Origin of the sequence: Hydrogenophaga sp. (assembly GCF_019635465.1) — a bacterium.
Lineage (GTDB): Bacteria > Pseudomonadota > Gammaproteobacteria > Burkholderiales > Burkholderiaceae_C > Hydrogenophaga.
The window spans coordinates 113,654-135,055 of record NZ_JAHBZK010000008.1 but is presented as its reverse complement, the minus strand read 5'-3'; the positions used below and the strand labels follow the sequence as shown (position 1 = coordinate 135,055).

General features: G+C 65.9%; 20 protein-coding genes and 3 tRNA genes. 13 read left to right on the top strand and 10 right to left on the bottom strand.

Features of this window, described 5'->3' with window-relative positions; genetic code table 11:
* Positions 1 to 46: 46 nt before the first annotated feature.
* The 3 genes from KF871_RS09235 to KF871_RS09225 form a co-directional block, all read right to left on the bottom strand.
* A complete protein-coding gene (locus tag KF871_RS09235) occupies positions 47 to 1,111 on the bottom strand; it encodes a bifunctional riboflavin kinase/FAD synthetase (protein WP_291141092.1) in 1,065 nt (354 codons plus the stop codon).
* A 159-nt stretch (positions 1,112 to 1,270) separates the two neighbouring features.
* Positions 1,271 to 1,768, bottom strand: a complete 498-nt coding sequence (locus KF871_RS09230; protein WP_291141089.1) for an ankyrin repeat domain-containing protein — start codon at positions 1,766 to 1,768, stop codon at positions 1,271 to 1,273.
* Between the two features lie 202 nt (positions 1,769 to 1,970).
* Positions 1,971 to 3,137, bottom strand: coding sequence for a DUF4034 domain-containing protein (locus KF871_RS09225; protein ID WP_291141086.1), 1,167 nt, complete (start codon positions 3,135 to 3,137; stop codon positions 1,971 to 1,973).
* Between the two features lie 364 nt (positions 3,138 to 3,501).
* On the opposite strand from KF871_RS09225, the gene KF871_RS09220 reads away from it, so the two are divergent.
* Positions 3,502 to 4,059, top strand: a complete 558-nt coding sequence (locus KF871_RS09220) for an HNH endonuclease (RefSeq protein WP_291141084.1) — start codon at positions 3,502 to 3,504, stop codon at positions 4,057 to 4,059.
* A gap of 322 nt (positions 4,060 to 4,381) precedes the next feature.
* Here KF871_RS09220 and argG read toward each other — a convergent pair whose 3' ends face one another.
* From argG to KF871_RS09205, 3 genes are all read right to left on the bottom strand, one after another.
* Positions 4,382 to 5,713 carry an argininosuccinate synthase gene (argG, locus tag KF871_RS09215; protein ID WP_291141081.1) on the bottom strand — a complete coding sequence of 444 codons (1,332 nt, stop codon included), beginning with the start codon at positions 5,711 to 5,713 and terminating at the stop codon, positions 4,382 to 4,384.
* Positions 5,714 to 5,733: 20 nt separating this feature from the next.
* Entirely contained in the window at positions 5,734 to 6,051 is a 318-nt protein-coding gene (locus tag KF871_RS09210) for a pyrimidine/purine nucleoside phosphorylase (RefSeq protein WP_291141078.1), read from the bottom strand.
* A 71-nt stretch (positions 6,052 to 6,122) separates the two neighbouring features.
* Positions 6,123 to 6,470: an arsenate reductase gene (locus KF871_RS09205; protein WP_291141076.1), complete on the bottom strand. Its 348-nt coding sequence runs from the start codon at positions 6,468 to 6,470 to the stop codon at positions 6,123 to 6,125.
* A gap of 56 nt (positions 6,471 to 6,526) precedes the next feature.
* On the opposite strand from KF871_RS09205, the gene folC reads away from it, so the two are divergent.
* The 9 genes from folC (at position 6,527) to KF871_RS09160 (ending at position 13,706) form a co-directional block, all read left to right on the top strand.
* Complete coding sequence (gene folC / locus KF871_RS09200) at positions 6,527 to 7,873, top strand: bifunctional tetrahydrofolate synthase/dihydrofolate synthase (RefSeq protein WP_291141072.1); 1,347 nt, start codon at positions 6,527 to 6,529, stop codon at positions 7,871 to 7,873.
* A 38-nt stretch (positions 7,874 to 7,911) separates the two neighbouring features.
* A complete protein-coding gene (locus KF871_RS09195; protein ID WP_291141070.1) occupies positions 7,912 to 8,616 on the top strand; it encodes an SPOR domain-containing protein in 705 nt (234 codons plus the stop codon).
* A gap of 11 nt (positions 8,617 to 8,627) precedes the next feature.
* Positions 8,628 to 9,113: a CvpA family protein gene (locus KF871_RS09190; protein ID WP_291141068.1), complete on the top strand. Its 486-nt coding sequence runs from the start codon at positions 8,628 to 8,630 to the stop codon at positions 9,111 to 9,113.
* A 43-nt stretch (positions 9,114 to 9,156) separates the two neighbouring features.
* Positions 9,157 to 10,659: an amidophosphoribosyltransferase gene (gene purF / locus KF871_RS09185; RefSeq protein WP_291141066.1), complete on the top strand. Its 1,503-nt coding sequence runs from the start codon at positions 9,157 to 9,159 to the stop codon at positions 10,657 to 10,659.
* A gap of 3 nt (positions 10,660 to 10,662) precedes the next feature.
* Positions 10,663 to 11,874 (top strand): O-succinylhomoserine sulfhydrylase, encoded by a 1,212-nt coding sequence (locus KF871_RS09180; protein WP_291141064.1) that lies wholly within the window; start codon positions 10,663 to 10,665, stop codon positions 11,872 to 11,874.
* Positions 11,871 to 13,253: a glutamate--tRNA ligase gene (gene gltX, locus KF871_RS09175; protein WP_291141062.1), complete on the top strand. Its 1,383-nt coding sequence runs from the start codon at positions 11,871 to 11,873 to the stop codon at positions 13,251 to 13,253. Before KF871_RS09180 ends, gltX begins: the two co-directional genes overlap by 4 nt.
* A gap of 75 nt (positions 13,254 to 13,328) precedes the next feature.
* A tRNA-Ala gene (locus KF871_RS09170) sits at positions 13,329 to 13,404 on the top strand.
* Positions 13,405 to 13,486: 82 nt separating this feature from the next.
* Positions 13,487 to 13,562 (top strand) — tRNA-Glu (locus KF871_RS09165).
* 67 nt (positions 13,563 to 13,629) lie between these two features.
* A tRNA-Asp gene (locus KF871_RS09160) sits at positions 13,630 to 13,706 on the top strand.
* Between the two features lie 71 nt (positions 13,707 to 13,777).
* On the opposite strand, the gene KF871_RS09155 is transcribed toward KF871_RS09160, so the two are convergent.
* Genes KF871_RS09155 through KF871_RS09145 form a run of 3 tightly spaced genes read right to left on the bottom strand, consistent with a single transcriptional unit; the run spans position 13,778 to position 16,720 of the window.
* Entirely contained in the window at positions 13,778 to 14,692 is a 915-nt protein-coding gene (locus KF871_RS09155) for a DMT family transporter (RefSeq protein ID WP_291141060.1), read from the bottom strand.
* A gap of 2 nt (positions 14,693 to 14,694) precedes the next feature.
* Complete coding sequence (locus tag KF871_RS09150; RefSeq protein WP_291141058.1) at positions 14,695 to 15,201, bottom strand: methylated-DNA--[protein]-cysteine S-methyltransferase; 507 nt, start codon at positions 15,199 to 15,201, stop codon at positions 14,695 to 14,697.
* Between the two features lie 7 nt (positions 15,202 to 15,208).
* A complete protein-coding gene (locus KF871_RS09145; RefSeq protein WP_291141055.1) occupies positions 15,209 to 16,720 on the bottom strand; it encodes an Ada metal-binding domain-containing protein in 1,512 nt (503 codons plus the stop codon).
* Positions 16,721 to 16,838: 118 nt separating this feature from the next.
* Here KF871_RS09145 and KF871_RS09140 point away from each other — a divergent pair, with 118 nt between their 5' ends.
* From KF871_RS09140 to KF871_RS09130, 3 genes are read left to right on the top strand one after another with little or no spacing between them, the layout of a single operon-like run.
* Entirely contained in the window at positions 16,839 to 18,221 is a 1,383-nt protein-coding gene (locus KF871_RS09140; protein ID WP_291141054.1) for a phosphomannomutase/phosphoglucomutase, read from the top strand.
* An 8-nt stretch (positions 18,222 to 18,229) separates the two neighbouring features.
* Complete coding sequence (locus tag KF871_RS09135) at positions 18,230 to 19,099, top strand: glycosyltransferase family 2 protein (protein ID WP_291141051.1); 870 nt, start codon at positions 18,230 to 18,232, stop codon at positions 19,097 to 19,099.
* Positions 19,083 to 19,880 (top strand): glycosyltransferase family 2 protein, encoded by a 798-nt coding sequence (locus KF871_RS09130; protein ID WP_291141048.1) that lies wholly within the window; start codon positions 19,083 to 19,085, stop codon positions 19,878 to 19,880. Before KF871_RS09135 ends, KF871_RS09130 begins: the two co-directional genes overlap by 17 nt.
* A gap of 267 nt (positions 19,881 to 20,147) precedes the next feature.
* On the opposite strand, the gene KF871_RS09125 is transcribed toward KF871_RS09130, so the two are convergent.
* Positions 20,148 to 21,395: an O-antigen ligase family protein gene (locus KF871_RS09125; protein ID WP_291141045.1), complete on the bottom strand. Its 1,248-nt coding sequence runs from the start codon at positions 21,393 to 21,395 to the stop codon at positions 20,148 to 20,150.
* Positions 21,396 to 21,402 lie beyond the last annotated feature (7 nt).

Below are 21,402 nucleotides of genomic sequence, written 5' to 3'. Positions count from 1 at the left end.
GTGCCCCGAGCCGGTGAAAGGGCAACGACCGCCGGGTGGGCGGTCGTCAAATTCGGTCGCGGGTGGTCTGGCGGTGCGTGCGCGTGTGCAGCGACTCGAAGTAGGCACGCGCGTCAGCGACATCCTTGGCGATGCCTTGCGTGAGGGCATCGAGGCTGTCGTACTTGAGCTCGTCGTGCAGTTTGTGCAGCAGTTCCACGCGCACGATTTTACCGTAGGCCTCCCCGCCGGGCAGGCTGGCCGCCAGGCCCGCTGGCCAGTCCAGGCAATGGGTTTCGAGCAGCACGCGCCCGCCGTTGACGTCGTCGGGATCGAGCGATGGCCTGACGCCCAGGTTGGCCACCCCGGCCAGCGGCGCCGTCCACAGACCGTGGACCAGCACCGCGAAGATGCCGCTGGCTGCGGGTTTCCAGTGAGCAAACCGCAGGTTGAGGGTGCGAAAGCCGTCGCCGCGACCAGGCGCGCTCTCGGCCAGCGCACGGCCCAGCTTGCGCCCGTGCACCACGTGGCCGCTGATGGCGTAGGGGCGCCCAAGCAGTGCCGCCACGTCGTCCATCCGGCCTTCAGCCAGCGCCTCGCGCACGGCCGAACTCGACACGCGCAGACCGTGCACCTCGTAGCTCTGCATGCGAGCCACGTCGAAGCCCGCTCGCGCACCGGCAGCGTCCAGCATGGCGTAGTCACCGACGCGTTGCGCGCCGAAGCGGAAGTCGTCACCCACCAGCACGTACTTCACCCCCAGCGCGCCGATCAGCGTGTCCTGGATGAAGGATTCGGCGCGCTGACCGGCCAGGCGTTGGTTGAACGGCAGGATCACGCAGCGGTCAACGCCGCAGCGCGCCAGTTCTTCGAGCTTGTCGCGCAAGGTGGCGATGCGCGCGGGCGCCAGCTCGGGCTTGCGGTGCAGCGCTGCAAAGTAGTCGCGCGGGTGCGGCTCGAAAGTCATGACGCAACTGGGCACGCCCCGGTGGCGTGCCTCGCTTTGCAGCAGCGCCAGCATGGCCTGGTGGCCACGGTGCACACCGTCAAAATTGCCGATGGTCAGTGCGCAGCCGCGCAAGCTGTCGGGGGTGCCGTGGGGGCGGTTCCAGAGGCCGCGGATGATCTGCATGTTTGCGAGTCTGCCTTGTCACATCGCGGGGCCATGTCCCGCATGAACGCTGGGTGTCATCAAAAATTGTCTACTTGACTGTGCGAGGCCAGAGTCCTCGGCGTCCGCTACGGGCCCTGAGCGGACAGTCAGTGGCCCCGCAGAAAAACCGATGACGGGCTATCCCATGCGCTGAATCAAGTCAGCGATAGCCAATTGACCGCGTTCCTTCGCAAACGCCTTGGCGTCCAAGTGCTGCATGAACTGCCCGCTGTATGTTGCAGAGTAGTCTATGCCTTGCTGCAGGAGGAACTCCACAACAGACGCATGCCCACCGAAAATCGCTCCAAACAACGGATTCTTCTCTGGCTCGCTAACGTCAAGTACAGAGCCGCACGCTACAAGGAACTTGACCATCTCTAAGTGCCCCGCTGAAGCTGCCAACTTCAAGGCGGTGCCCTCGAATGTTCCTCCTCGTTGATTGACATCGAGGCCAGCCTCTACGAGGTACTTAGCAATGTCAACGTGCCCGTAGCTTGCGGCAACATGAAGCCACGTCCCAAACGGCGTCATTTGCTGTATGACTTCCGGATTGGCACCAACGAGCTGCACGAAGCGCTCAATGTCTCCCGCTTGGATTGCATCTCGAACTGCGCGATTCTGGGTTTTTTGATGCATCGGTCACCGTGTTTGAGAAGGTCCGCTCCTGGCCGATAGGCGTCATCTGGTCACTACACGTCGAGCCTCGACGGGCGTTGACACCCCTTTGGAGTGTCGCGCAACGCAAACAGATGACCCCCGATAGCCGTGGGTTATCTGTCTTGCCCGACCGTAAGTCAATCGTCGCAAGACCTTGATAAGTTTTCAAGGCATCCTGGCCTCACTTTTGGAGCTTTTGTGAGCGGTTTTTGCTTTCCTGCAGTTGATTTCCGATGGTAATGGTGCGCTCTCGAAAGAAATCATTTGGGCTGGTGTTCAAGGCCTTTTTGTAGTCTTGCAATGCCAGTTCGAGATCCCCTCTGGCAAAATAGACACCCCCTCGGGCGGCGAGGGCCCATTCATCATCCGGTTCAATTTGAATCGCTCGACTTGCGTCCCGATACGCTTCGTCGAGTCGTCTGGTCGCAATATTCGCATTGGCTCGCATTCGCCATCCATGCATGTACGCCGGGCGAGCATCAATGACTTTGGTGAACTGCTCAGCAGCCTCTTCGTACTTGCCGTTCCGGTAAAGAAAATGCCCGTACTCGTTATTCGCGAACCAGAAGTCTCCTTTCGCCAGCGCCTGGCGAAACATTTTTTCCGCCATAGGGAGGTTGCGCTGAGCGAAGTAGACAGAGCCTGCGTCTGCGTAAAGTTTGCTCTCAAGCAGTTCAAGCCGAGGCATCTGTTTGTAGTAGCGCTGAGAGGCTTCAAGCAATCTTGCCATTGCTTCGTAGCTTCCGCCCCACCTTGGCAAAAGCGATTGCAGCATGGCTTCGCGGGCAATAAGGCTTGACGGGTTGATTTTTAGAGCTGCATTGAAGAGCTTGGACGTATTACGGCTCCCTTCGGTCATGTCGATGTCAATCAGGTAGACGTAGGGCTCCACAAGTCTCGGGTTGAGTTCGATCGCGCGTAGGAGACCTGCCTTGGCAGAGTCGAACCACTTCCTCATCAGGGTGAATTGGCGTTCGTTGGTATTGCTTGCCCAGTCGGATCCTCGAACGGACCAGCCAGTTGCTGCAAAGTGAATTCCTAGTGCCAGATGTGCGAACGGGTCGTTTGGACTCTTTTTGACCCACCTTTGCAAGGGGCCGGTAATTTGCCAATCTGCTCGAGAGAATTCCGATGCAAGCCTGTGAAACTCATCCTCGGTTCTCCGATCGGCTTCGTATCTATCGTGCGATTCCCGAAGCAGTCTTGAGACCTCCTCAAAGCGGTCGGCCTTCAGAAGTGGGATCAACTTGTCGGGCGGGGCTGGGGTTACCGTTGCCTCAGGAGATGCGGCCCCCGCACAAAGCACATAGAACCCTATCGTCAGCCCGATAAGCAGCCTTCTAAGCATGAGTCGCTCCCTCTGAATCTTTCTGCAGTTCCCGTCAGCGCAGTGCGCTTGTCGGGCTTCCCTACCCACAGCGTCTTTCACGATGAGTCACCGGAGTCTGCCAGTGGCTCCGTGTGTTTGTGTGCATTGGTGGTGACAGCAACCGGTTAAAGCCTCGGCTGTGCCTTGAGGCATGCGAGTTACTCGCCTCACGTGTCGTTGCTCCCCAACACATGCCCTCTGATAGCCGTGGGTTATCTGTCTTGCCCGACCGTAAGTCAATCGTCGCAAGACCTTGTTATATTGGCACACGAAAACGCAGGCCCCGCGCCAACCCAGTTGGCACGGGCACTTCCGATGTCTTGACTGCACGAAGGAGCCGGTTTTGAAGGTCTTGAAGCTCTCGGCCCAGGGGCTGCCTCAGTCCTGGATCAGCCTCGAAGAAGCCGTGTTGCATTACGCGGCCGATGAGGTGCGCTGGGAGATGGGCGCCGAAATCGCGGTTTTTCACGGGGGCCACAACGCGGTCACCGGGCGCCAGTCGATCGTCACGGTCAATTCGATCATCGGCACGCAAGGGGTGCCCCGCATCAACCCCTTCGATCTGCGCCCGACCCTGACCAACCAGAAGTTGTTCTCGCGCGATCGCAATGTGTGCGCCTACTGCGGCGCGCACTTTCACGAAGAGCACCTGACGCGCGAGCACATCGTGCCGCTGGCACAGAACGGGCGCGATGTGTGGATGAATGTGGTGACGGCGTGCAAGTCGTGCAACCACCGCAAGGCCAACCGCACGCCGGAGCAGGCGCACATGCCGCTGCTGTACACGCCCTACGTGCCCAGCCTCTGGGAGGACTTCATCTTGCGCAACCGCCGCATCCTGGCGGACCAGATGGAGTTTCTGATGGCGCACTTGCCCAAGACGTCGCGGCTGCACGCCTAGGGATGCTCTGCGCGACCCGCGCCGTGCGCGCCGCGATCTGGCGGGATGAGCCGCAAGGCGCGAATGCCAGGGCAAGCCTGGACGGCTTGCCCGCATTCGCAACGCAGCGGATCGCCCGCCAGATCGCGGCCCTTCGGGTTCGGCCCACAACGGGCGTCTGACGCACCTGTTGGTTTGTGTGTGCCACCGGCACACACGGCGCCAAGCAGGCACGCCATCCATCCCGTTGTGGACCCGAACGCGCAGGGCGGGGGTCGCGCAGATCATCCCTAGCTGCGCAAGGTGCGCTCAGCGCCGAAAGCTCAACACTGAACGCAGCTGTTCATTCGCCTTCGAGCTTGAGCATCTCGGCGCCGTCGCCGAGCGAGAGCAGCCCGGTGCGGGCATACACGCCCAGCTTGCCGCGCGTGTCAGTGATGTCGAGGTTGCGCATGGTGAGCTGGCCGATGCGGTCCAGCGGCGAGAACGGCGCGTCTTCGACCTTCTCCATGCTCAGGCGCTCGGGCGCATAGGTGAGGTTGGGGCTGTCGGTGTTGAGGATGGAGTAGTCGTTGCCGCGGCGCAGCTCGACGGTCACCTCGCCGGTGACGGCGCGCGCCACCCAGCGTTGCGCGGACTCGCGCAGCATGATGGCCTGCGGGTCGAACCAGCGGCCCTGGTAGAGCAGCCGACCGAGCTTGAGTCCGTTGATGCGGTACTGCTCGATGGTGTCTTCGTTGTGGATACCGGTGACCAGGCGTTCGTAGGCGATGTAGAGCAGCGCCAGGCCGGGGGCCTCATAGATGCCGCGGCTCTTGGCTTCGATGATGCGGTTTTCGATCTGGTCGCTCATGCCCAGGCCGTGGCGGCCACCGATCTCATTGGCCTTGAGGATGAGGTCGACCGGGCTGTCGAAGGTCTGGCCATTGAGCGCGACCGGGCGGCCTTCTTCGAAGCGTACGGTGACCTCTTCGGCCTTGACCGCGCAGTCCTCGCGCCAGAAGGGCACGCCCATGATGGGGTTGACGATGCGGATGCCCGAGTTCAGGTGCTCCAGGTCCTTGGCCTCGTGCGTGGCGCCGAGCATGTTGCTGTCGGTGCTGTAGGCCTTCTCGACGCTCATCTTGTAGTCGAAGCCGTTGGCGATGAGGAACTCGCTCATCTCCTTGCGGCCACCAAGCTCGTCGATGAAGGTCTGGTCCAGCCAGGGTTTGTAGATCTTCAGGCTGGGGTTGGTAAGCAGGCCGTAGCGGTAGAAGCGCTCGATGTCGTTGCCCTTGAAGGTCGAGCCGTCGCCCCAGATGTGGACGTCGTCTTCCTTCATGGCGGCCACCAGCATGGTGCCGGTCACGGCGCGCCCCAGCGGCGTGGTGTTGAAGTAGGTGATGCCGGCGGTGCTGATGTGGAACGCGCCGCACTGCAGGGCGGCAATGCCTTCGTGCGCCAGTTGCAAGCGGCAGTCGATCAGGCGGGCCTTCTCGGCGCCATAGGCCATGGCCTTGCGCGGAATGGCCTCGTAGTCGTCTTCGTCGGGCTGGCCGAGGTTGGCGGTGTAGGCATAGGGTACGGCGCCCTTTTTCTTCATCCACAACAGCGCCGCGCTGGTGTCCAGGCCGCCGGAGAAGGCGATGCCGACTTTCTGTTGGGTGGGGAGGCTTTGCAGGATGGTGGCCATGGGGGTGTCCTGGTGCGGGCTCAGCCGAAGTGGCAGATGTAGTGGAAGGCGTTGCTCACGCGGATCTGGAAGCTGCTGTTGCCGGGCACGCTGAAGCGCTCGCCCGGGCCGCACTGCGCCCAGGTGCTGCTGCCGGCCAGCAGGTATTCACAGGCGCCGGCCACGCATTCCATGATTTCCGGTGCGCCGGTGTTGAAGGTGAGCGTGGCGGGCAGCACGACGCCGACCGACTTCTTGGTGCCATCGGCCAGTGTCAGGCCGTGGCTCACGCACTTGCCGTCGAAATACACGTTGGCCTGGGTGGCGACGCTCACGCCGCTGATCTGGGTGGTGCTCATGGAGGTGGGAATGGAAGAGGGTGCCGCGCGGCGAAACGCGGATTTTAGGCCGCCACCGCTGGCGCAGCGGCTCAGGCGCGCTGTGCCCAGTCGGCCGGGTCGAAGCCGACGGTGATGGCGCCGTCGCTCCACACCACGACGGGGCGTTTGATGACGCTGGGGTGCGCGCACATGACGGGTTTGGCCGACGCCGCGTCGACGACGGCGTTGCGGGTGGCCTCGTCCAGTGCGCGCCAGGCGGTGCCTTTGCGGTTGAGCACCTTGTCGCAGCCCGCGGCGGCCAGCCAGCGATCCAGCGCCGCCTCGGGCACGCCGAGTTTCTTGAAGTCGTGGAACTGGTAGGGCCGGTCATGGGCGTCAAGCCATGCGCGCGCCTTTTTCACCGTGTCGCAATTGGGGATTCCGTGCAGCGTGATCATGGGCGCCATTGTCGGTCAGGGGGTAAGGCCGAAAGGCCGATGGGACAATCCGCCCCATGCTTGACATTCCTGTGCCCAACCACCCAACGACGCTGGCCGACTGGCTTGACCACGCCGAGCGGCTGCACCCGCAGGCCATCGACATGGGCCTGGACCGCGTGCAGACGGTGGCCCGCCGCATGGGGCTGACGCTGAACTGCCCGGTGATCACGGTGGCCGGCACCAATGGCAAAGGCAGCACCTGCGCCCTGCTGGAGAGCATCTACGGCGAATCCGGGTACCGCACCGGGGTGTACAGCTCGCCGCACCTGGTGGATTTCGAGGAGCGTTGCCGCATCGACGGCGCGCCAGTGGCCGCCGACGAACTGGTGCCCGCGCTGGCCGAGGTCGAGGTGGCTCGCCGTGGGCAGGGTGGTGACGCCGAGATCAGCCTGACTTACTTCGAATTCACCACCCTGGCCATCCTGCGCACCATTGCCCGCGCGGGCGTGGACGTGGCCATCCTCGAAGTTGGTCTGGGCGGCCGGCTCGACGCGGTCAACATCATCGACGCCGATTGCGCCGTCATCACCAGCATCGACCTCGACCACACCGCGCTGCTGGGGCCGGATCGCGAATCCATTGGGCGCGAGAAGGCCGGCATCATGCGCACCGGCCGCCCGGTGGTGGTGAGCGACCCGGCGCCACCCCAGAGCCTGCTGGACCACGCGCGCGAGATTGACGCCGTGCTGTGGCGGGTGGGTGCCGATTTCCACTTTGCAGGCGATCAGCAGCAGTGGGGCTGGGCCATGCACCCTTCGCGCGGCGGCCGGCGCTACAGCGGCCTGCCGTACCCGGCGCTGCGGGGCGCCAACCAGCTGCTCAATGCCGCGGGCGCGCTGGCCGCCATCGAGGCCTTGCGCGCGCGCCTGCCGGTGACCGCGCAGGCGGTGCGAACCGGGTTGGTGCTGGTGAACCTGCCCGGCCGCTTCCAGATCCTGCCGGGCAACCCCACCATCGTGCTCGACGTCGCCCACAACCCGCATTCGGTGGCGGCCCTGGCCGAGAACCTCGACGCCATGGGCTTCTACCCGGGCACGCACGCGGTGTTCGGTGCCATGGCCGACAAGGATCTGGCGGCCATGCTCGCGCGCATGGCCCCTTTGGTGGACCGTTGGTACCTCACCGATTTGCCGTTGCCGCGCGCCATCGGCGCGAGGGCTTTGGCCGAGCTGGTGGCCGCCATGCCCGGCTGTGCGGACAAGGTCGCGGGTACCTATGCCAGCCCCGGGGATGCCCTGGCCGCAGCGGCGGCGGTGGCAGACCCCGCTGATAGAATTCTCGCCTTCGGCTCGTTCTACACCGTGGGTGGTGTGCTGCAGAACGGTCTGCCGAAACGGGTTGCCAAGCACCTGGCGACCTGAACCCCGTTGAACACCGCCGTCCAGGCCCCCCGAGACCCATGTCCAGCCCCCGCTCAGGTTCCCAGGGCAGCCCGTCGGCATCGCCACCCACCGTCGAAGCCGTGCGACGGCGCGCCCGCCACCGCCTGATCGGCGCCAGTGTGCTGGTGGTGGCCGGTGTGGTCGGCTTCCCGCTGCTGTTTGACAGCCAGCCCCGCCAGGTGGCGATCGATCTTCCCATCGACATCCCGTCGCGCAGCAGTCCTGCGCCGACCTTGCCGGCAACGCCAGTGCCATCCACACCGGCGCCAACGCCGGCACCGGCGCCTGCGCCTGCGCCATCACCCGCACCCGCGCCGGCTCCGACACCTGCGCCGGCACCCACGCCAGCGCCCGCACCAGCACCAGCACCAGCACCAGCACCGGCGCCCGCACCAGCACCGGCGCCCGCACCAGCACCGGCGCCCGCCAGCGCGGCCGCCGAAGCGGCCCGCGCGCAGGCCATCCTGCAGGGCAAACAGCCACCCGCGGTGGCCGAGCGTGTCGTGGTGCAGGTGGGTGCTTTCGCAGACGAGGCCAGGGCCCGTGAAACGCGGCTCAAGCTCGAGCGCGCCGGGCTCAAGACCTATGTGCACGTGGCACAGACGGCCGAGGGTCGCCGGGTGCGCGTGCGTGTCGGGCCGTTCGACAGCCGCGCCGAGGCCGAAAAGGCAGCCGCCCGCATCAAAGCCCTGGGTCTGCCGGCGGCCATTCTTACCTTGTAGGCGTCCCCGCCATGTTGCTGACCGACTGGGTGTTGCTGACCTTGCTGGTGCTGTCCGTGGCACTGGGCGTTTGGCGCGGCCTCATGTTCGAGGTGCTCTCGGTGGCCGGCTGGGTGGCGGCGCTGTTCGTGGCGCAGGCCCTGGCCGATGACGTGGTGCCCTGGTTGCCGATCGAGCGGGTGTCGCCTCCGCTGCAACTGGCCATCGGCTTTGCGTTGGTGTTCATCGCGGTGGCTTTCCTGGGGGGTTTGGTGGCCTGGCTGGTGCAGAAGCTGGTGGCCTCGGTCGGGCTTCGCCCGGTCGATCGCGTCCTGGGTGGCGCGTTTGGCCTGGTGCGGGGTGCGGTCATCCTGCTGGCCATCGCCCTGGTGATCACCATGACCCAGATGCAGAGCGCCCAGTGGTGGCAGGGCTCGCCCACAGCGGGTTTGCTCAGCCACACCTTGCACAACGTCAAGCCGCTGCTGCCCGATCCGTTGGCGCGGCACATACCCTGAATCCCGTTTCCAGTTACCCGTTTCCAGGTCCAAGGAGCACACCATGTGCGGAATCGTTGGTGTCGTCAGTCAGACACCGGTCAACCAGCTGATCTACGACGCCTTGCTACTGTTGCAGCACCGCGGGCAAGACGCCGCGGGCATCGTCACCCAGCTCGGTCGTAAGTTCTTCATGCACAAAGCCAAAGGCATGGTGCGCGATGTCTTCCGTACCCGCAACATGCGTGCATTGCCGGGCAACTGCGGTCTCGGCCAGGTGCGTTACCCAACGGCGGGCAATGCCTACAGCGAAGAAGAAGCGCAGCCGTTCTATGTGAACGCACCCTTCGGTCTGGTGCTGGTGCACAACGGCAACCTCACCAACGCACAGGCGCTCAAACAGGAGCTCTTCCAGACCGACCACCGCCACATCAACACCGAGAGCGATTCCGAGGTGCTGCTCAACGTGTTGGCGCACGAGCTGGAGAAGGCCACGCGAGGCGGGCCGCTCAAGCCCGCTGACGTGTTTGCGGCGGTGCGCGGGGTGCATGCGCGCGTCAAAGGTTCCTACGCGGTGGTGGCACTGATCGCCGGCCATGGTCTGCTGGCTTTTCGCGATCCCTATGGCATCCGTCCGCTGTGCTTTGGGCACAGCGATGGCAATGTCATGGTGGCCAGCGAGTCGGTGACGCTGGAAGGGACGGGCTACCACGTCGAGCGCGACCTGGAGCCGGGTGAGGCGCTGTTCGTGAATCTGGAGGGCGATGTGCACACCGAGCGGTGCGCATCGAATGCAGCGCTCAAACCCTGCATCTTCGAGTACGTGTACCTGGCCCGGCCCGACTCCACCATCAACGGCATCTCGGTGTACCAGGCGCGCCTGAACCTGGGCACCACGTTGGCCAAGCGCGTGATCTCGACCGTGCCGCCCAACGCCATCGACGTGGTCATTCCGATCCCCGAATCGTCACGCCCCAGCGCCATGGAGCTGGCCCGTCTGCTGGGTCTGCCCTACCGCGAAGGCTTCGTGAAGAACCGCTACGTGGGCCGCACCTTCATCATGCCGGGCCAGGCGGTGCGCAAGAAGAGCGTGCGCCAGAAGCTCAATGTGATCGGCAGTGAGTTCAAGGGCCGCAACGTGCTGCTGGTCGACGACTCCATCGTGCGCGGAACCACCAGCCGCGAGATCGTGCAGATGGCCCGCGATGCCGGCGCGCGCAAGGTCTATCTGGCCAGTGCCGCACCGCCGGTGCGCTACCCCAACGTCTACGGCATCGACATGCCCACACCCGACGAGCTGGTGGCCCACGACCGCACGGTCGAAGAGGTGCGCCAGATCATCGGCTGCGACGCGCTGATCTACCAGGACGTCGAGGGCATGAAGCAGGCCGTGGGTTCGCTCAACACCGCGCTGGCCGGCTTCGATGCCTCGTGCTTTGACGGGGTGTACGTCACCGGCGACATTACCGCCGACGACATCGCGCGCCTCAACGCCGGCCGACCACAGGACGAAGAGGGCGACACCGATACCTCGCGCCTGGCGCTGCCCAACGCGCAGGAGAGCTGAGCCGTGGACGACGCGTTGAGAAAGACATTGCACCGCGACACGCTCGCCGTGCGCGAGGCGGTCGAGCGTTCGCCCTTTGGCGAAAACTCCGAAGCGCTGTACCTCACCAGCGGCTATGTGCAGCCGTCGGCCGAATCGGCAGCGCAGCGCTTTGCCGGCGACGAGGAGGGCTTCACCTACGGGCGCTACGGCAACCCCACCACGGCCAGTTTCGAGCAACGCCTGGCCGCACTCGAAGGGGCCGAGGCCTGCATGGCCACCGCCTCGGGCATGTCCGCCATCCTGTTGATGTGCCTGGGCCTGCTCAAGGCGGGCGACCACGTGGTGTGTTCGCGGTCCATGTTCGGCTCCACCATCAAGCTCATCGGCAGCGATCTGGCCAAGTTTGGCGTGCAGTCAAGCTTCGTGGCGCAATCGGATGTGGCCGCCTGGGCCGCCGCCATCCAACCCAACACGCGGCTGTTGTTTGCCGAGACGCCCACCAACCCGCTCACCGAGGTGTGCGACATCGCCGCCCTGGCCGACCTGGCCCACAACGCCGGCGCGCTGCTGTGCGTGGACAACTGCTTTGCCACGCCCGCGTTGCAACGCCCCATCGCGTTGGGTGCCGACATCGTGATGCATTCAGGCACCAAGTACCTCGACGGGCAAGGCCGCGTGATGGCAGGTGCCTTGTGCGGCTCGCAGCAACTGGTCACCGAGAAGTTTCTGCCTGTGCTCAAAAGCGCCGGCATGACGCTGTCGCCCTTCAATGCCTGGGTGATGCTCAAGGGTCTGGAGACGCTGGACATCCGCATGCGCGCGCAGAGCGCCAATGCCCTGGCCCTGGCGCAGTGGCTCGAGGCCCACCCGGGCGTGTCGCGGGTGTTCTGCCCGGGGCTGGCGAGCCACCCGCAGCACGCGCTGGCCATGCGCCAGCAATCGGGCGTGGGTGGGGCGGTGCTGTCCTTCGACGTCAAGGCCTCGTCGCCCGAGCAGGCCCGCCAGCGCGCGTTTCATGTGCTCGACGCGCTGCGCGTGCTGTCGCTGTCCACCAACCTGGGTGACACCAAGACGCTCTGCGCGCACCCGGCCAGTACCTCCCATGGGCGTCTGACCGAAGCGCAACGCCAGGCCGCCGGCATCGGGCAAGGCCTGATCCGCGTAGCCGTGGGCCTCGAACACATCACTGACATCCAGGCCGACCTGTCGCGCGGGCTGGAAACGCTCCCATGAAAGTCCGTACCCGTTTTGCACCGTCGCCGACCGGCTTCATCCACCTCGGCAACATCCGCTCGGCCCTGTATCCCTGGGCGTTTGCGCGCTCGCAGCAGGGCGACTTCATCCTGCGTATCGAAGACACCGACCTGGAGCGGTCCTCGCAAGCAGCGGTCGACGTCATCCTGGAAGGCATGGCCTGGCTGGGCTTGAACCCGGATGAAGGGCCGTACTACCAGATGCAGCGCATGGAGCGCTACAAGGAGGTGCTGGCAGAGATGCGGGCACAGGGCCTGGTATATCCCTGCTACATGAGCGTGGAAGAACTCGACGCGCTGCGCGAGCGCCAGATGGCGGCCAAGCAAAAGCCGCGCTACGACGGCACCTGGCGGCCCGAGCCCGGCAAGGTGTTGCCGCCTGTTCCCGCCGATGCCAAGCCGGTGCTGCGCTTCAAAAATCCGCAGGACGGCGTGGTGGCCTGGGACGACAAGGTCAAAGGCCGCATCGAGATCAGCAACCACGAGCTCGACGACCTCGTCATTGCGCGCCCCGATGGCACGCCCACCTACAACTTCTGCGTGGTGGTGGACGACATCGACATGGCCATCACCCACGTGATTCGCGGCGACGACCACGTCAACAACACCCCGCGCCAGATCAACATCTTCCGCGCGCTCGGCAAGGAGCCGCCCGTATACGCGCACTTGCCCACGGTGCTCAATGAGCAGGGCGAGAAGATGTCCAAGCGCAACGGCGCCAAGCCGGTCACGCAATACCGCGACGAGGGCTACCTGCCCGATGCGATGGTCAACTACCTGGCACGCCTGGGCTGGAGCCATGGCGACGACGAAATCTTCAGTCGTGCGCAGTTCCTCGAGTGGTTCGACCTGGATCACCTCGGTCGCAGCGCGGCGCAGTTCGACGAAGCCAAGCTGCGCTGGGTCAATGCCCAGCACCTGAAGGCGCTGACCGATGACGTGCTCGCGCCATTGGTGGCCGCGCAATTGGCCAAGCGCAGCATCGCGGTCGACGACCGCCTGCCGCGCATTTGTGGTTTGTTCAAGGACCGCTGCGATACCACGGTGGCGCTGGCCGACTGGGCCGCTGCTTTCTACACCGACGTGGTGCCCAACGAAGCCGAGCGCGGCCAGCACATCACCGACGCCGTGCGGCCCGCGCTGGCGGCGCTGGCGCAGGCCTTGAGTGACGTGAGTTGGGACAAGGCAGCCATCGCCGCGGCCCTCAAGCAAGTGCTGTCCGGCCACGGCCTGAAGATGCCCCAACTGGCCATGCCGGTGCGCGTGCTGGTGATGGGCACCGCGCAGACGCCATCGCTGGATGCCGTGCTGGAACTGCATTCGCGTGACGTCGTTCTCGCACGTCTCCAAAAAGCCTGAATTTCTGACATATAATGCGAGGCTCGCTGCGACGCACCGGTGATTCAGGTCAACGGGGTAGGCAGTGAACCCTGTGGGGGTATAGCTCAGCTGGGAGAGCGCTTGCATGGCATGCAAGAGGTCAGCGGTTCGATCCCGCTTACCTCCACCACAGATTCGAAGTCGCGCATGGTGGCGACGGCAGAAATCAAGCTTCTGCCGCTGATACAATGCGAGGCTTCCGTCCAGGTTATGACCCTATCGTCTAGAGGCCTAGGACATCACCCTTTCACGGTGAGTACCGGGGTTCGAATCCCCGTAGGGTCGCCAAACAAGCCGCAAGGCAAGTAGGCACAAGTCGTGGCACTTGGTTCGCAAGAACGAAAGCCGCCTGCCAGGAGTGGTAGTTCAGTTGGTTAGAATACCGGCCTGTCACGCCGGGGGTCGCGGGTTCGAGCCCCGTCCACTCCGCCAGATACCAGAAACCGCCGAAGCCGCAAGGTCCGGCGGTTTTTTCATGCCTGCTGGTGGCGCCGTGGGTGCACTCAGGCGTGCCGCCGCTCCAGAAACGGCAGTTTCACCAGCCCCGTGGACAGGGCGGTCCCACTGATGATCACGAGCCCGCACAGCACCATCCACGCGCTGATGGTCTCGCCCAGAAACACCGCGCCATAGCCCAGCGCGAACACCGGGATCAGGAAGGTCACGGTCAGGGCGCGTGCCGGCCCTGCGCGCTCGATCAGGTGGAAATACAGGATGTAGGCGATGGCGGTGCACAGCACGGCGACCGCGGCGATGGCGCCCCAGGCGCCTGCACTCACCGGGTGCTCGGGCCAGAGCCACCACATGGGCAAGGCCAGACCCAGGGTGGCGCCGATCTGGCTGCCGGTGGCGGAGGCCAGGGGATCCACACCGCTGAGGTAGCGCTTGGTAAAGCTGGCCGCAATGCCGTAGCACAACGTCGCCAGCAGACACGCGCCCATGGCCAGCAGCGAAGCCGCGTTGGCCCCGCTGCCCACCATGCCCTGGGCGCTAACGCCGGCCTTGCCCAGCACCAGCAGTGCCACGCCGACGAAGCCGATCACCAGGCCGAGCACGCGCGAGCCGCCGGGTTTGTCCTTGAGCCACAACCAAGCCACCAGGGCGCCGGTGAGTGGCACGGTGGCATTGAGGATGGATGTCTGCCCGGTAGCGATGTGCAGCACCGCAAAGCCGAACAGCAGGAACGGGATGCCCGAGTTGAGCAGGCCCACAAACAGGATGCGACCCCAACGCGCGCGAAAGTCGGCGCGCACGCGCGGGCGCAGCAGCAGCGGCAGAAGGCACAGGGCGGCCAGGCCGACGCGCAGACCGGCAGTGGGCACCGGGCCGAACTCGGCCGCGCCCAGGCGCATGAACAGGAAGGACGCGCCCCAGAGCGCAGCCAGGGCAAAGAATTCGAGCAGGAGTGAGGGGGGCATGGTCAGTGCGCGCGCGCCTCGAGTTGCAGCAGCGCGGCCTTTCGGTGAAGCCCGCCAGCATAGCCGGTGAGCGCGCCGTTGGCGCCGAGCACCCGGTGGCAGGGCACAACGATGCCGATCGGGTTTCGGCCGATGGCCGCCGCGACGGCGCGCACCGCTTGCGGAGCCTGCAAGCGTTCGGCGACGGCACCGTACGAGCAGGTGGCGCCATAGGGCAGTGCCAGCAGGGCCTGCCACACCGAACGCTGGAAGGGCGTGCCATGCGACAGGTCCAACGGCAGATCGAACGCGCCGCTGGCTTCGTCGAAGTACGCCGCCAACTGCTCCCGCGTGCGGACGAGCACGGGGTGATCGGGGGCGAGTGACCAGCCCTCAACGAGCTCGGCGGCAGGGCCATGACGCTGGTCGTCGAACCACAGACCCACCAGACCGAGCGGGCTGGCGGCAGCGGTCATGGGGCCGAGCGGGGTGTCGATGCGCGAGCGCACCAGGTGTTTGGGCAAAGGCATGTCGATCTCACAGGTGGTGGGGGGTGGGCTGGTAGAAGCCCGCCCAGGTGCGCAGCACGGCGTAGCTGCGCCAGGGGCGCCAGGGTTGTGCCAGAGCCTCGCAGGCACGCTCGCGTTCGCGCGGGCTGCCACTGAGCTGGAGCGCGTTGTGCAGCGCGATGTCGCCCGCCGGCCAGGCGTCGGGCCAGCGCAGGGCCCGCATGGCGATGTACTGCGCGGTCCAGGCGCCAATGCCGGGCAAGGCCTGCAGTGCGGCGGTGGTGGCCACCGGATCGGCGTGCGGACCCAGATCGAGCACGCCGCTGGCCACGGCCTCGGCCAAGGCCCGGATGGCGGATTGGCGCTGGCGCACGATGCCCAGACTGCCCAGCGCATCCGGATCGGCGCCCGCCAGGCTCTGTGGCGTGGGAAACATGCGGTTCAGCGTGGGGTCGGGCGTGTCGATGAGCTCGCCAAAGCGCGTCACCAGACGGCCAGCCAGGGTGCGTGCCGCGGCCACCGTCACCTGCTGGCCCAGCACCGCACGCACCGCCAGCTCGAATCCGTCGACCGCGCCGGGAACGCGCAAGGCCGTGCCACCGGGAAAGTGCGCACCCAGCACCGCGTCGATGGCTTGCGGGTCGGCGTCCAGATCGCACAGCGCCCGCACGCGCCAGATCAGCGCGGGCAGTGCCGGCAGCAGGCTGTCGCTGGCGTGCAGCCAGACGCGTTGGCGTGCGGGCTCGAACTGCAGGCCGAACCAGCCGTGGTGTTCGGTGCCGCCCACGTTCAGCCTCAGGGTGCGCCAGTAGCGCAAGGCGGTGATGTCGATCGCGTCGACGCCGGGCAGCAGGCGATCGGCCAGAAAGCGGAGCAGGGCCGGCGCATCCAGTGGTGGGCGCCAACCCAGGGCAATGGCGCGGCCGTTCGCCGGTAGCTCGCCGCCGCGACGAAGGGCCATCGGGCTGAGACCGTAGCGCTCGCGCAGTGCCGCATTGAAGCGGCGCAGGCTGGCAAAGCCGGCGGCCTGCGCGACCGCCGTGATGGGCAGGCGGGTGTCGGTGAGCAACTGCTTGGCCGCCAGCAGGCGGCGGGTGTGCAGCACTTGCAAGGGAGAGACGCCGAGTCGGGCTTCAAACACGCGGCGCAGATGGCGGTCGCTCACCCCCAGCCGGGCCGCCAGGCGTTGCATCGCAGGTCCGTCCTCGCCCAGCCAGTGCGCCGGGTCGTCGAGCAATCGGCTGGCGTGCTGCACCAGCAATTCCGCCGCGTCCTGGCTTGACCAGGTGCGCGACAGGGGGGCCAGCTCCGGGCGGCAGCGCATGCAGGGTCGGAAACCCGCGCGCTCGGCCTGCGCGGCGTGGTCGAAGAAGCGGCAATTGGCGCGCCTGGGGGTGCGCACCGCGCAAACCGGGCGACAGTAGATGCCGGTGGAGGTGACCCCGGTGAAAAAGCGGCCGTCAAAGCGCGCGTCGCGGGTGCACAGCGCAAGGTAGCGGGCGTCGTCGTCGAGCGGGGTGGGCGTGGGTGCGCTGTCCATGGGCGGCATGGTAGGTCCGATCGGACGGCCCGACTCGCCATTTCCGGACATCATCCCCGTGGCCGGATGTCGGGCCCTTTCTACAATGCCCGCTTTGCCAGCCAACAGGAGTTCCTGCATGCAAGTGTCCGCCTCCATCTTCAAGGCCTATGACGTCCGCGGCGTGGTGCCCAACACCCTCGATGAGCGTGTGGCCGAGGCGCTGGGCCTGGCCTTCGGCACGGTGGCGCGCCAGCAAGGTGAGCGCAGCGTGGCGGTGGGGCGCGATGGGCGACTGAGCGGTCCGGCGCTGTCGGCCGCGCTGATCCGGGGCCTGGTGGCGGCGGGCATGGACGTGATCGACGTCGGCATGGTGACCACGCCCATGCTGTATTTCGCCGCTGCCACGCTGTGCAGCAGCGGCATCCAGGTCACCGGCAGCCACAACCCCAAGGACTACAACGGTTTCAAGATGGTGATGGCGGGACGTGCCATCTACGGCGACGACATCCAGGCCTTGCGCCAGCTGATCGAGCGCGACGGCGGCGAGCGTGCCGAGGGGGGGCGCGTGCGCCACGTCAACGTAACCGGCCCGTACCGCGACCGTATCCTCGGCGATGTGACCCTATCGCGACCGATGAAGATCGTCGTGGATTGCGGCAATGGTGTGGCGGGGGCTTCGGCGCCCGCGCTGTTTCGCGCGCTGGGCTGCGAGGTGATCGAGCTGTTCAGCGAAGTCGACGGCAATTTCCCCAACCACCACCCCGACCCCAGCAAGCCCGAGAACCTGCGCGACCTCATCCGCACCCTGGCCAGCACCGACGCCGAACTGGGACTGGCATTTGACGGCGATGGCGACCGGCTGGGCATCGTCACCAAGGACGGCCAGAACATCTTCCCCGACCGCCAGATGGTGCTGTTCGCGCAGGACGTGCTCTCGCGCGTGCCCGGCGGTGCCATCCTGTACGACGTGAAATGCTCGCAGCGCCTGGGCCCGGCCATCGAGGCTGCCGGTGGTGTGCCGCACATTTACAAGACGGGTCACTCGCTGATCAAGGCGCGCATGAAGGAGCTCGACAGCCCTCTGGGCGGTGAAATGAGCGGCCACATCTTCTTCAAGGAGCGCTGGTTCGGCTTCGACGACGGCACTTACGCCGGCGCGCGTCTGCTGGAGATCCTCAGTCGCCACCCAGACGCCAACGCGGTGCTCAACGCGCTGCCCACAAGTCACAGCACGCCCGAACTCAACGTGAGCTGTGCCGAGGGCGAGCCGCACGCTGTGGTGAAGACCTTGGTGGAACTGGCCCGATTCGACGCACCCGCCAAGGTCTCGACCATCGACGGCGTGCGGGTGGACTGGCCCGATGGCTTCGGCTTGATTCGCGCCTCCAACACCACGCCGGTGCTGGTGTTGCGATTTGAAGGCCACACGCCCGAGGCCCTGCATCGCATCGAGGCCGCCATGCTGGCGTTGCTCAAGCAGGCCAAGCCGGACGCGGTGGTGGGCGCGAGCGCGCACTGAACATGTCGATGCCCGATCCGCTTGATCGCGTCACCGTGGTGCTGGTGACCTTCCACAGCGCCCACTGCCTGGATGCGCTGCACGCGTTGCTGGCGCATTGCCCGCACATCGTGGTGTCCGACAACGGCAGCAGCGACGGTACGCCCGGGCAGGTTCGCTCGCGCTGGCCGCAGGCGCAGGTGCTCGAGCATGGCCGCAACCTCGGCTTTGGCGCCGCCAACAACCGTGCGCTGGCGCAGGTGAAGACGCCCTACGCCTTCTTGCTCAACCCCGACTGCGAAGTTACCCCCGATGGCCTGCGCGAACTGGTGCGTGTGGCCGACGACATGCCGGACGCTGCCATCGTCGCGCCGCAGTTGTGCGCCGCCTCGGGCCAACCCGAAGCGAACTACCGCTGGCCGGGCACGGTGTGGGCGTCCAGGGGGCCGGGCGCCGACGCGCCGGCCTGTGTCGGCTTCGTGGTGGGTGCGGCCATGCTGTTTCGTATGGAGCGCTTCAGTGACCTGGGTTTCTTCGACGAGCGCTTCTTTCTCTACTACGAGGACGACGACCTTTGTCTGCGGTTGTTCCAGAACCAGCGACCGATGATCGTGTGGCCGGCCGTGCAAGCGATCCACCGCTCCCGGGGCTCGGTGAAGGGCAACACCCCTTGGCGCAGCGAGTACCTGCGTGGCTATCACCACGCGCAGTCCAAACTCACCTACACCGTCAAGCACCGATCGCTTGCCCTGGCGCGCAGCCAGCGCTGGCGTGTGTTGCTGACCACCTCGCTGGCCTTGCCACTGCGTGCCATTGCCTGGTCGCCGCGCCTGCTGGCGCGAATGGCCGGCCGCTGGATGGGCCTGGCGCAATGGAGACCGTATGAACCCCGTTCCTGAAACGCGGCCCACCCTGTGTGTGGGCATTCTGGCGGTCAACGAGTCGCGCCGCATTGCGGCGTGCATTGCGTCGGCAAGGTTTGCTGACCAGATCATCGTCTTTGACAGCGGCAGCACCGACGGCACGCGCGAGGTGGCGGCCGAGGCGGGCGCCGAGGTGCATCTCAACGCCGACTGGCAGGGCTTCGCGGTGCAGCGCAACCGGCTGCTCGAACACGTGCGCTGCGACTACGTGTTCTTTCTCGACGCCGACGAAATCGTTCCCCCTGAACTGGCCGACGAGATCTCGCGTGCCGTGCAGTCAGGCGAAGACGCGGTGTGGGAGGTGCAGTGGAACCAGGTGGCCTATGGCCGGGCGCTGACCTTGATGAAGTCCACCGGTGGCATTCGACGCCTGTTTCGCGCCGACAACCTGAGCCACTTTGCTGGCGTGGTGCACGAAGACGGCGTGCTGCGCCGTGCGCAGGTGCCTTGCCACCGGTTTCGCAACCGGCTGCTGCACTACTCCCGCGAGACGGTCTATGACAGCCTGCTCAAGCTTGCGCAGTATGTGCAGCTCGGTGCCTCCAAGCGCGCCGAACAAGGCAAACGGGGTGGCGTGCTGCGGGGCATGGCCTCCGCGTTTGCCATCTTCGTGCGGCTTTACATCTTCCGCCGCGGCTTCCTGTGCGGTGCCGAAGGCTTTCTGTTTTGCTTTTTCATCGCGCTGGAGTGCTTCTTCCGCTACGCGGCCTTGCGCTACGACCGCCTGGGCGCGGGGCAGGTGCTTGCGCGGCGCTAGTGTTCTGTCCCGCAAATAACTGGCATTTCGTTCGATGGATGCGGGAGCTATCGGTGGGTGCTCAAAGGGGGTCAAGACTGGACGTCTTGATCCCCTATGGGCGCCCGGCGAGAGCCCCGCAGGCGCCGAACCCTCCGGGCTGCGTCGAATCGGGGCGCATGCGTCGTTGCGGCCACAGGTCAAGCCGCCCAGGCTTGACCTGCGCCCACGCCTAGCCTGCGCCCCGATTCGGCGCAGCGAAATGCCCGTTATTTGCGGGACAGAACACTAGGCGGCGATGACGGCGGACCCGGGTCTTGCGCGCTGTGGCCCGAGCGAGGCCATCACCAGCGCGCCCATCAGGATCAGGCAGTGGCTTTCGGTGGACAGCCACAGCGAACTGTGCGACACGCATGCCGCGCACAGGGTGCCGGTGAACGCCAGCCCCAGGGCACGGCGTTGGGGCGACGCGCGCCACGATGACCTCGCCATCGCGGCAATGAACCACAGAAAGAGCACCAGCCCGACCAGGCCCTGATCGAACAGGAAGAACAGGAACTGGTTGTGCGGGTGCGGGCACGCCACGTCGCAAAAATCCTTGTCGGTGAAGACCTTCTCGGCTTGTACCGGGTACGCGCCGGTCCCATGGCCCAACCAGAGCGCGTCCGGGGCCAGTTCCAGCACCAGCCTGGCCATGGACAGTCGGGCGCCGATCGAGGTGATGGTGGTTCCGTCTGCGGTGTTGGCCTCGCTCAACGCGGTTGTGGCGCGTTCCTGCAGCAGCGGCGACGCCGTTACCACCAGGGCGAACAGGGCCGCCACGCCCACTGCGGCCAGCAGGCCGCGACCCAGTGAGCGCGCCAGTCCGAGGCTGATCAGAAACGCGGCCGTCGATACCGCCCACGCCAGGTAACCCGTGCGACCCTGCAGCAGCGCCAGCACGCTGACGCTGGCCAGCAGCCAGACGACCAACGCCGCGATACGGACGCGGCGCCGCACATGAGTGACGGCGACAAACGCGCACATCGAGGCGAAGACGCACATCATCACGCCCTGCGAGATGTAGTCCTTGACCACTGTGTGGTCGACGCCGAACCCCTGGTTGTGCGTGCGCGTCCACGAAAAGTCGAACCACACGTTCAACCAGGTGACCACCAGTGTGAACATCAACGCCAGCCCGAACGCCTGCCAACAACGCCGGCGCACCCAGGGCGTTTGCAGCAGCGCCAGGAACATGGGCACCAGGCCCAGCTTGAGGTACTTGAGGGCCATGGCGAGCGCGCCTGTGGCGGGCACGGGCGACCAGGCCGTGGCCAGCAACACCCAGCCAAACAGCGCCAGAGCGGGTGCTGCCATCGGATTGCGCAGGGCCGCCAGGCATTGCGCCCGGGCAACGGGGCTCACCAACGAGGCCAGCCACAGTGCCAGGGTCAGTACCAGCGCCAGGTTGGCCACGGCCAGCGACAGGGGGAATGCCAGGAAAACGATCACCAGCGCCCATTGCGCTGCGCGGTGAAGGCCATCACCAAGGGTCATTGATTGG

What these genes read in the sequence shown, in the direction of transcription:
- KF871_RS09230 (WP_291141089.1), bottom strand. Translation starts at nt 1,768, where the DNA reads ATGCATCAAAAAACCCAGAATCGCGCAGTTCGAGATGCAATCCAAGCG.
- KF871_RS09210 (WP_291141078.1), bottom strand. Translation starts at nt 6,051, where the DNA reads ATGAGCACCACCCAGATCAGCGGCGTGAGCGTCGCCACCCAGGCCAAC.
- KF871_RS09140 (WP_291141054.1), top strand. Translation starts at nt 16,839, where the DNA reads ATGCAAGTGTCCGCCTCCATCTTCAAGGCCTATGACGTCCGCGGCGTG.
- KF871_RS09205 (WP_291141076.1), bottom strand. Translation starts at nt 6,470, where the DNA reads ATGATCACGCTGCACGGAATCCCCAATTGCGACACGGTGAAAAAGGCG.
- argG (WP_291141081.1), bottom strand. Translation starts at nt 5,713, where the DNA reads ATGGCCACCATCCTGCAAAGCCTCCCCACCCAACAGAAAGTCGGCATC.
- KF871_RS09145 (WP_291141055.1), bottom strand. Translation starts at nt 16,720, where the DNA reads ATGGACAGCGCACCCACGCCCACCCCGCTCGACGACGACGCCCGCTAC.
- KF871_RS09225 (WP_291141086.1), bottom strand. Translation starts at nt 3,137, where the DNA reads ATGCTTAGAAGGCTGCTTATCGGGCTGACGATAGGGTTCTATGTGCTT.
- purF (WP_291141066.1), top strand. Translation starts at nt 9,157, where the DNA reads ATGTGCGGAATCGTTGGTGTCGTCAGTCAGACACCGGTCAACCAGCTG.
- KF871_RS09150 (WP_291141058.1), bottom strand. Translation starts at nt 15,201, where the DNA reads ATGCCTTTGCCCAAACACCTGGTGCGCTCGCGCATCGACACCCCGCTC.
- KF871_RS09190 (WP_291141068.1), top strand. Translation starts at nt 8,628, where the DNA reads ATGTTGCTGACCGACTGGGTGTTGCTGACCTTGCTGGTGCTGTCCGTG.
- KF871_RS09235 (WP_291141092.1), bottom strand. Translation starts at nt 1,111, where the DNA reads ATGCAGATCATCCGCGGCCTCTGGAACCGCCCCCACGGCACCCCCGAC.
- KF871_RS09125 (WP_291141045.1), bottom strand. Translation starts at nt 21,395, where the DNA reads ATGACCCTTGGTGATGGCCTTCACCGCGCAGCGCAATGGGCGCTGGTG.
- KF871_RS09155 (WP_291141060.1), bottom strand. Translation starts at nt 14,692, where the DNA reads ATGCCCCCCTCACTCCTGCTCGAATTCTTTGCCCTGGCTGCGCTCTGG.
- KF871_RS09195 (WP_291141070.1), top strand. Translation starts at nt 7,912, where the DNA reads ATGTCCAGCCCCCGCTCAGGTTCCCAGGGCAGCCCGTCGGCATCGCCA.
- KF871_RS09130 (WP_291141048.1), top strand. Translation starts at nt 19,083, where the DNA reads ATGAACCCCGTTCCTGAAACGCGGCCCACCCTGTGTGTGGGCATTCTG.
- KF871_RS09135 (WP_291141051.1), top strand. Translation starts at nt 18,230, where the DNA reads ATGCCCGATCCGCTTGATCGCGTCACCGTGGTGCTGGTGACCTTCCAC.
- folC (WP_291141072.1), top strand. Translation starts at nt 6,527, where the DNA reads ATGCTTGACATTCCTGTGCCCAACCACCCAACGACGCTGGCCGACTGG.
- gltX (WP_291141062.1), top strand. Translation starts at nt 11,871, where the DNA reads ATGAAAGTCCGTACCCGTTTTGCACCGTCGCCGACCGGCTTCATCCAC.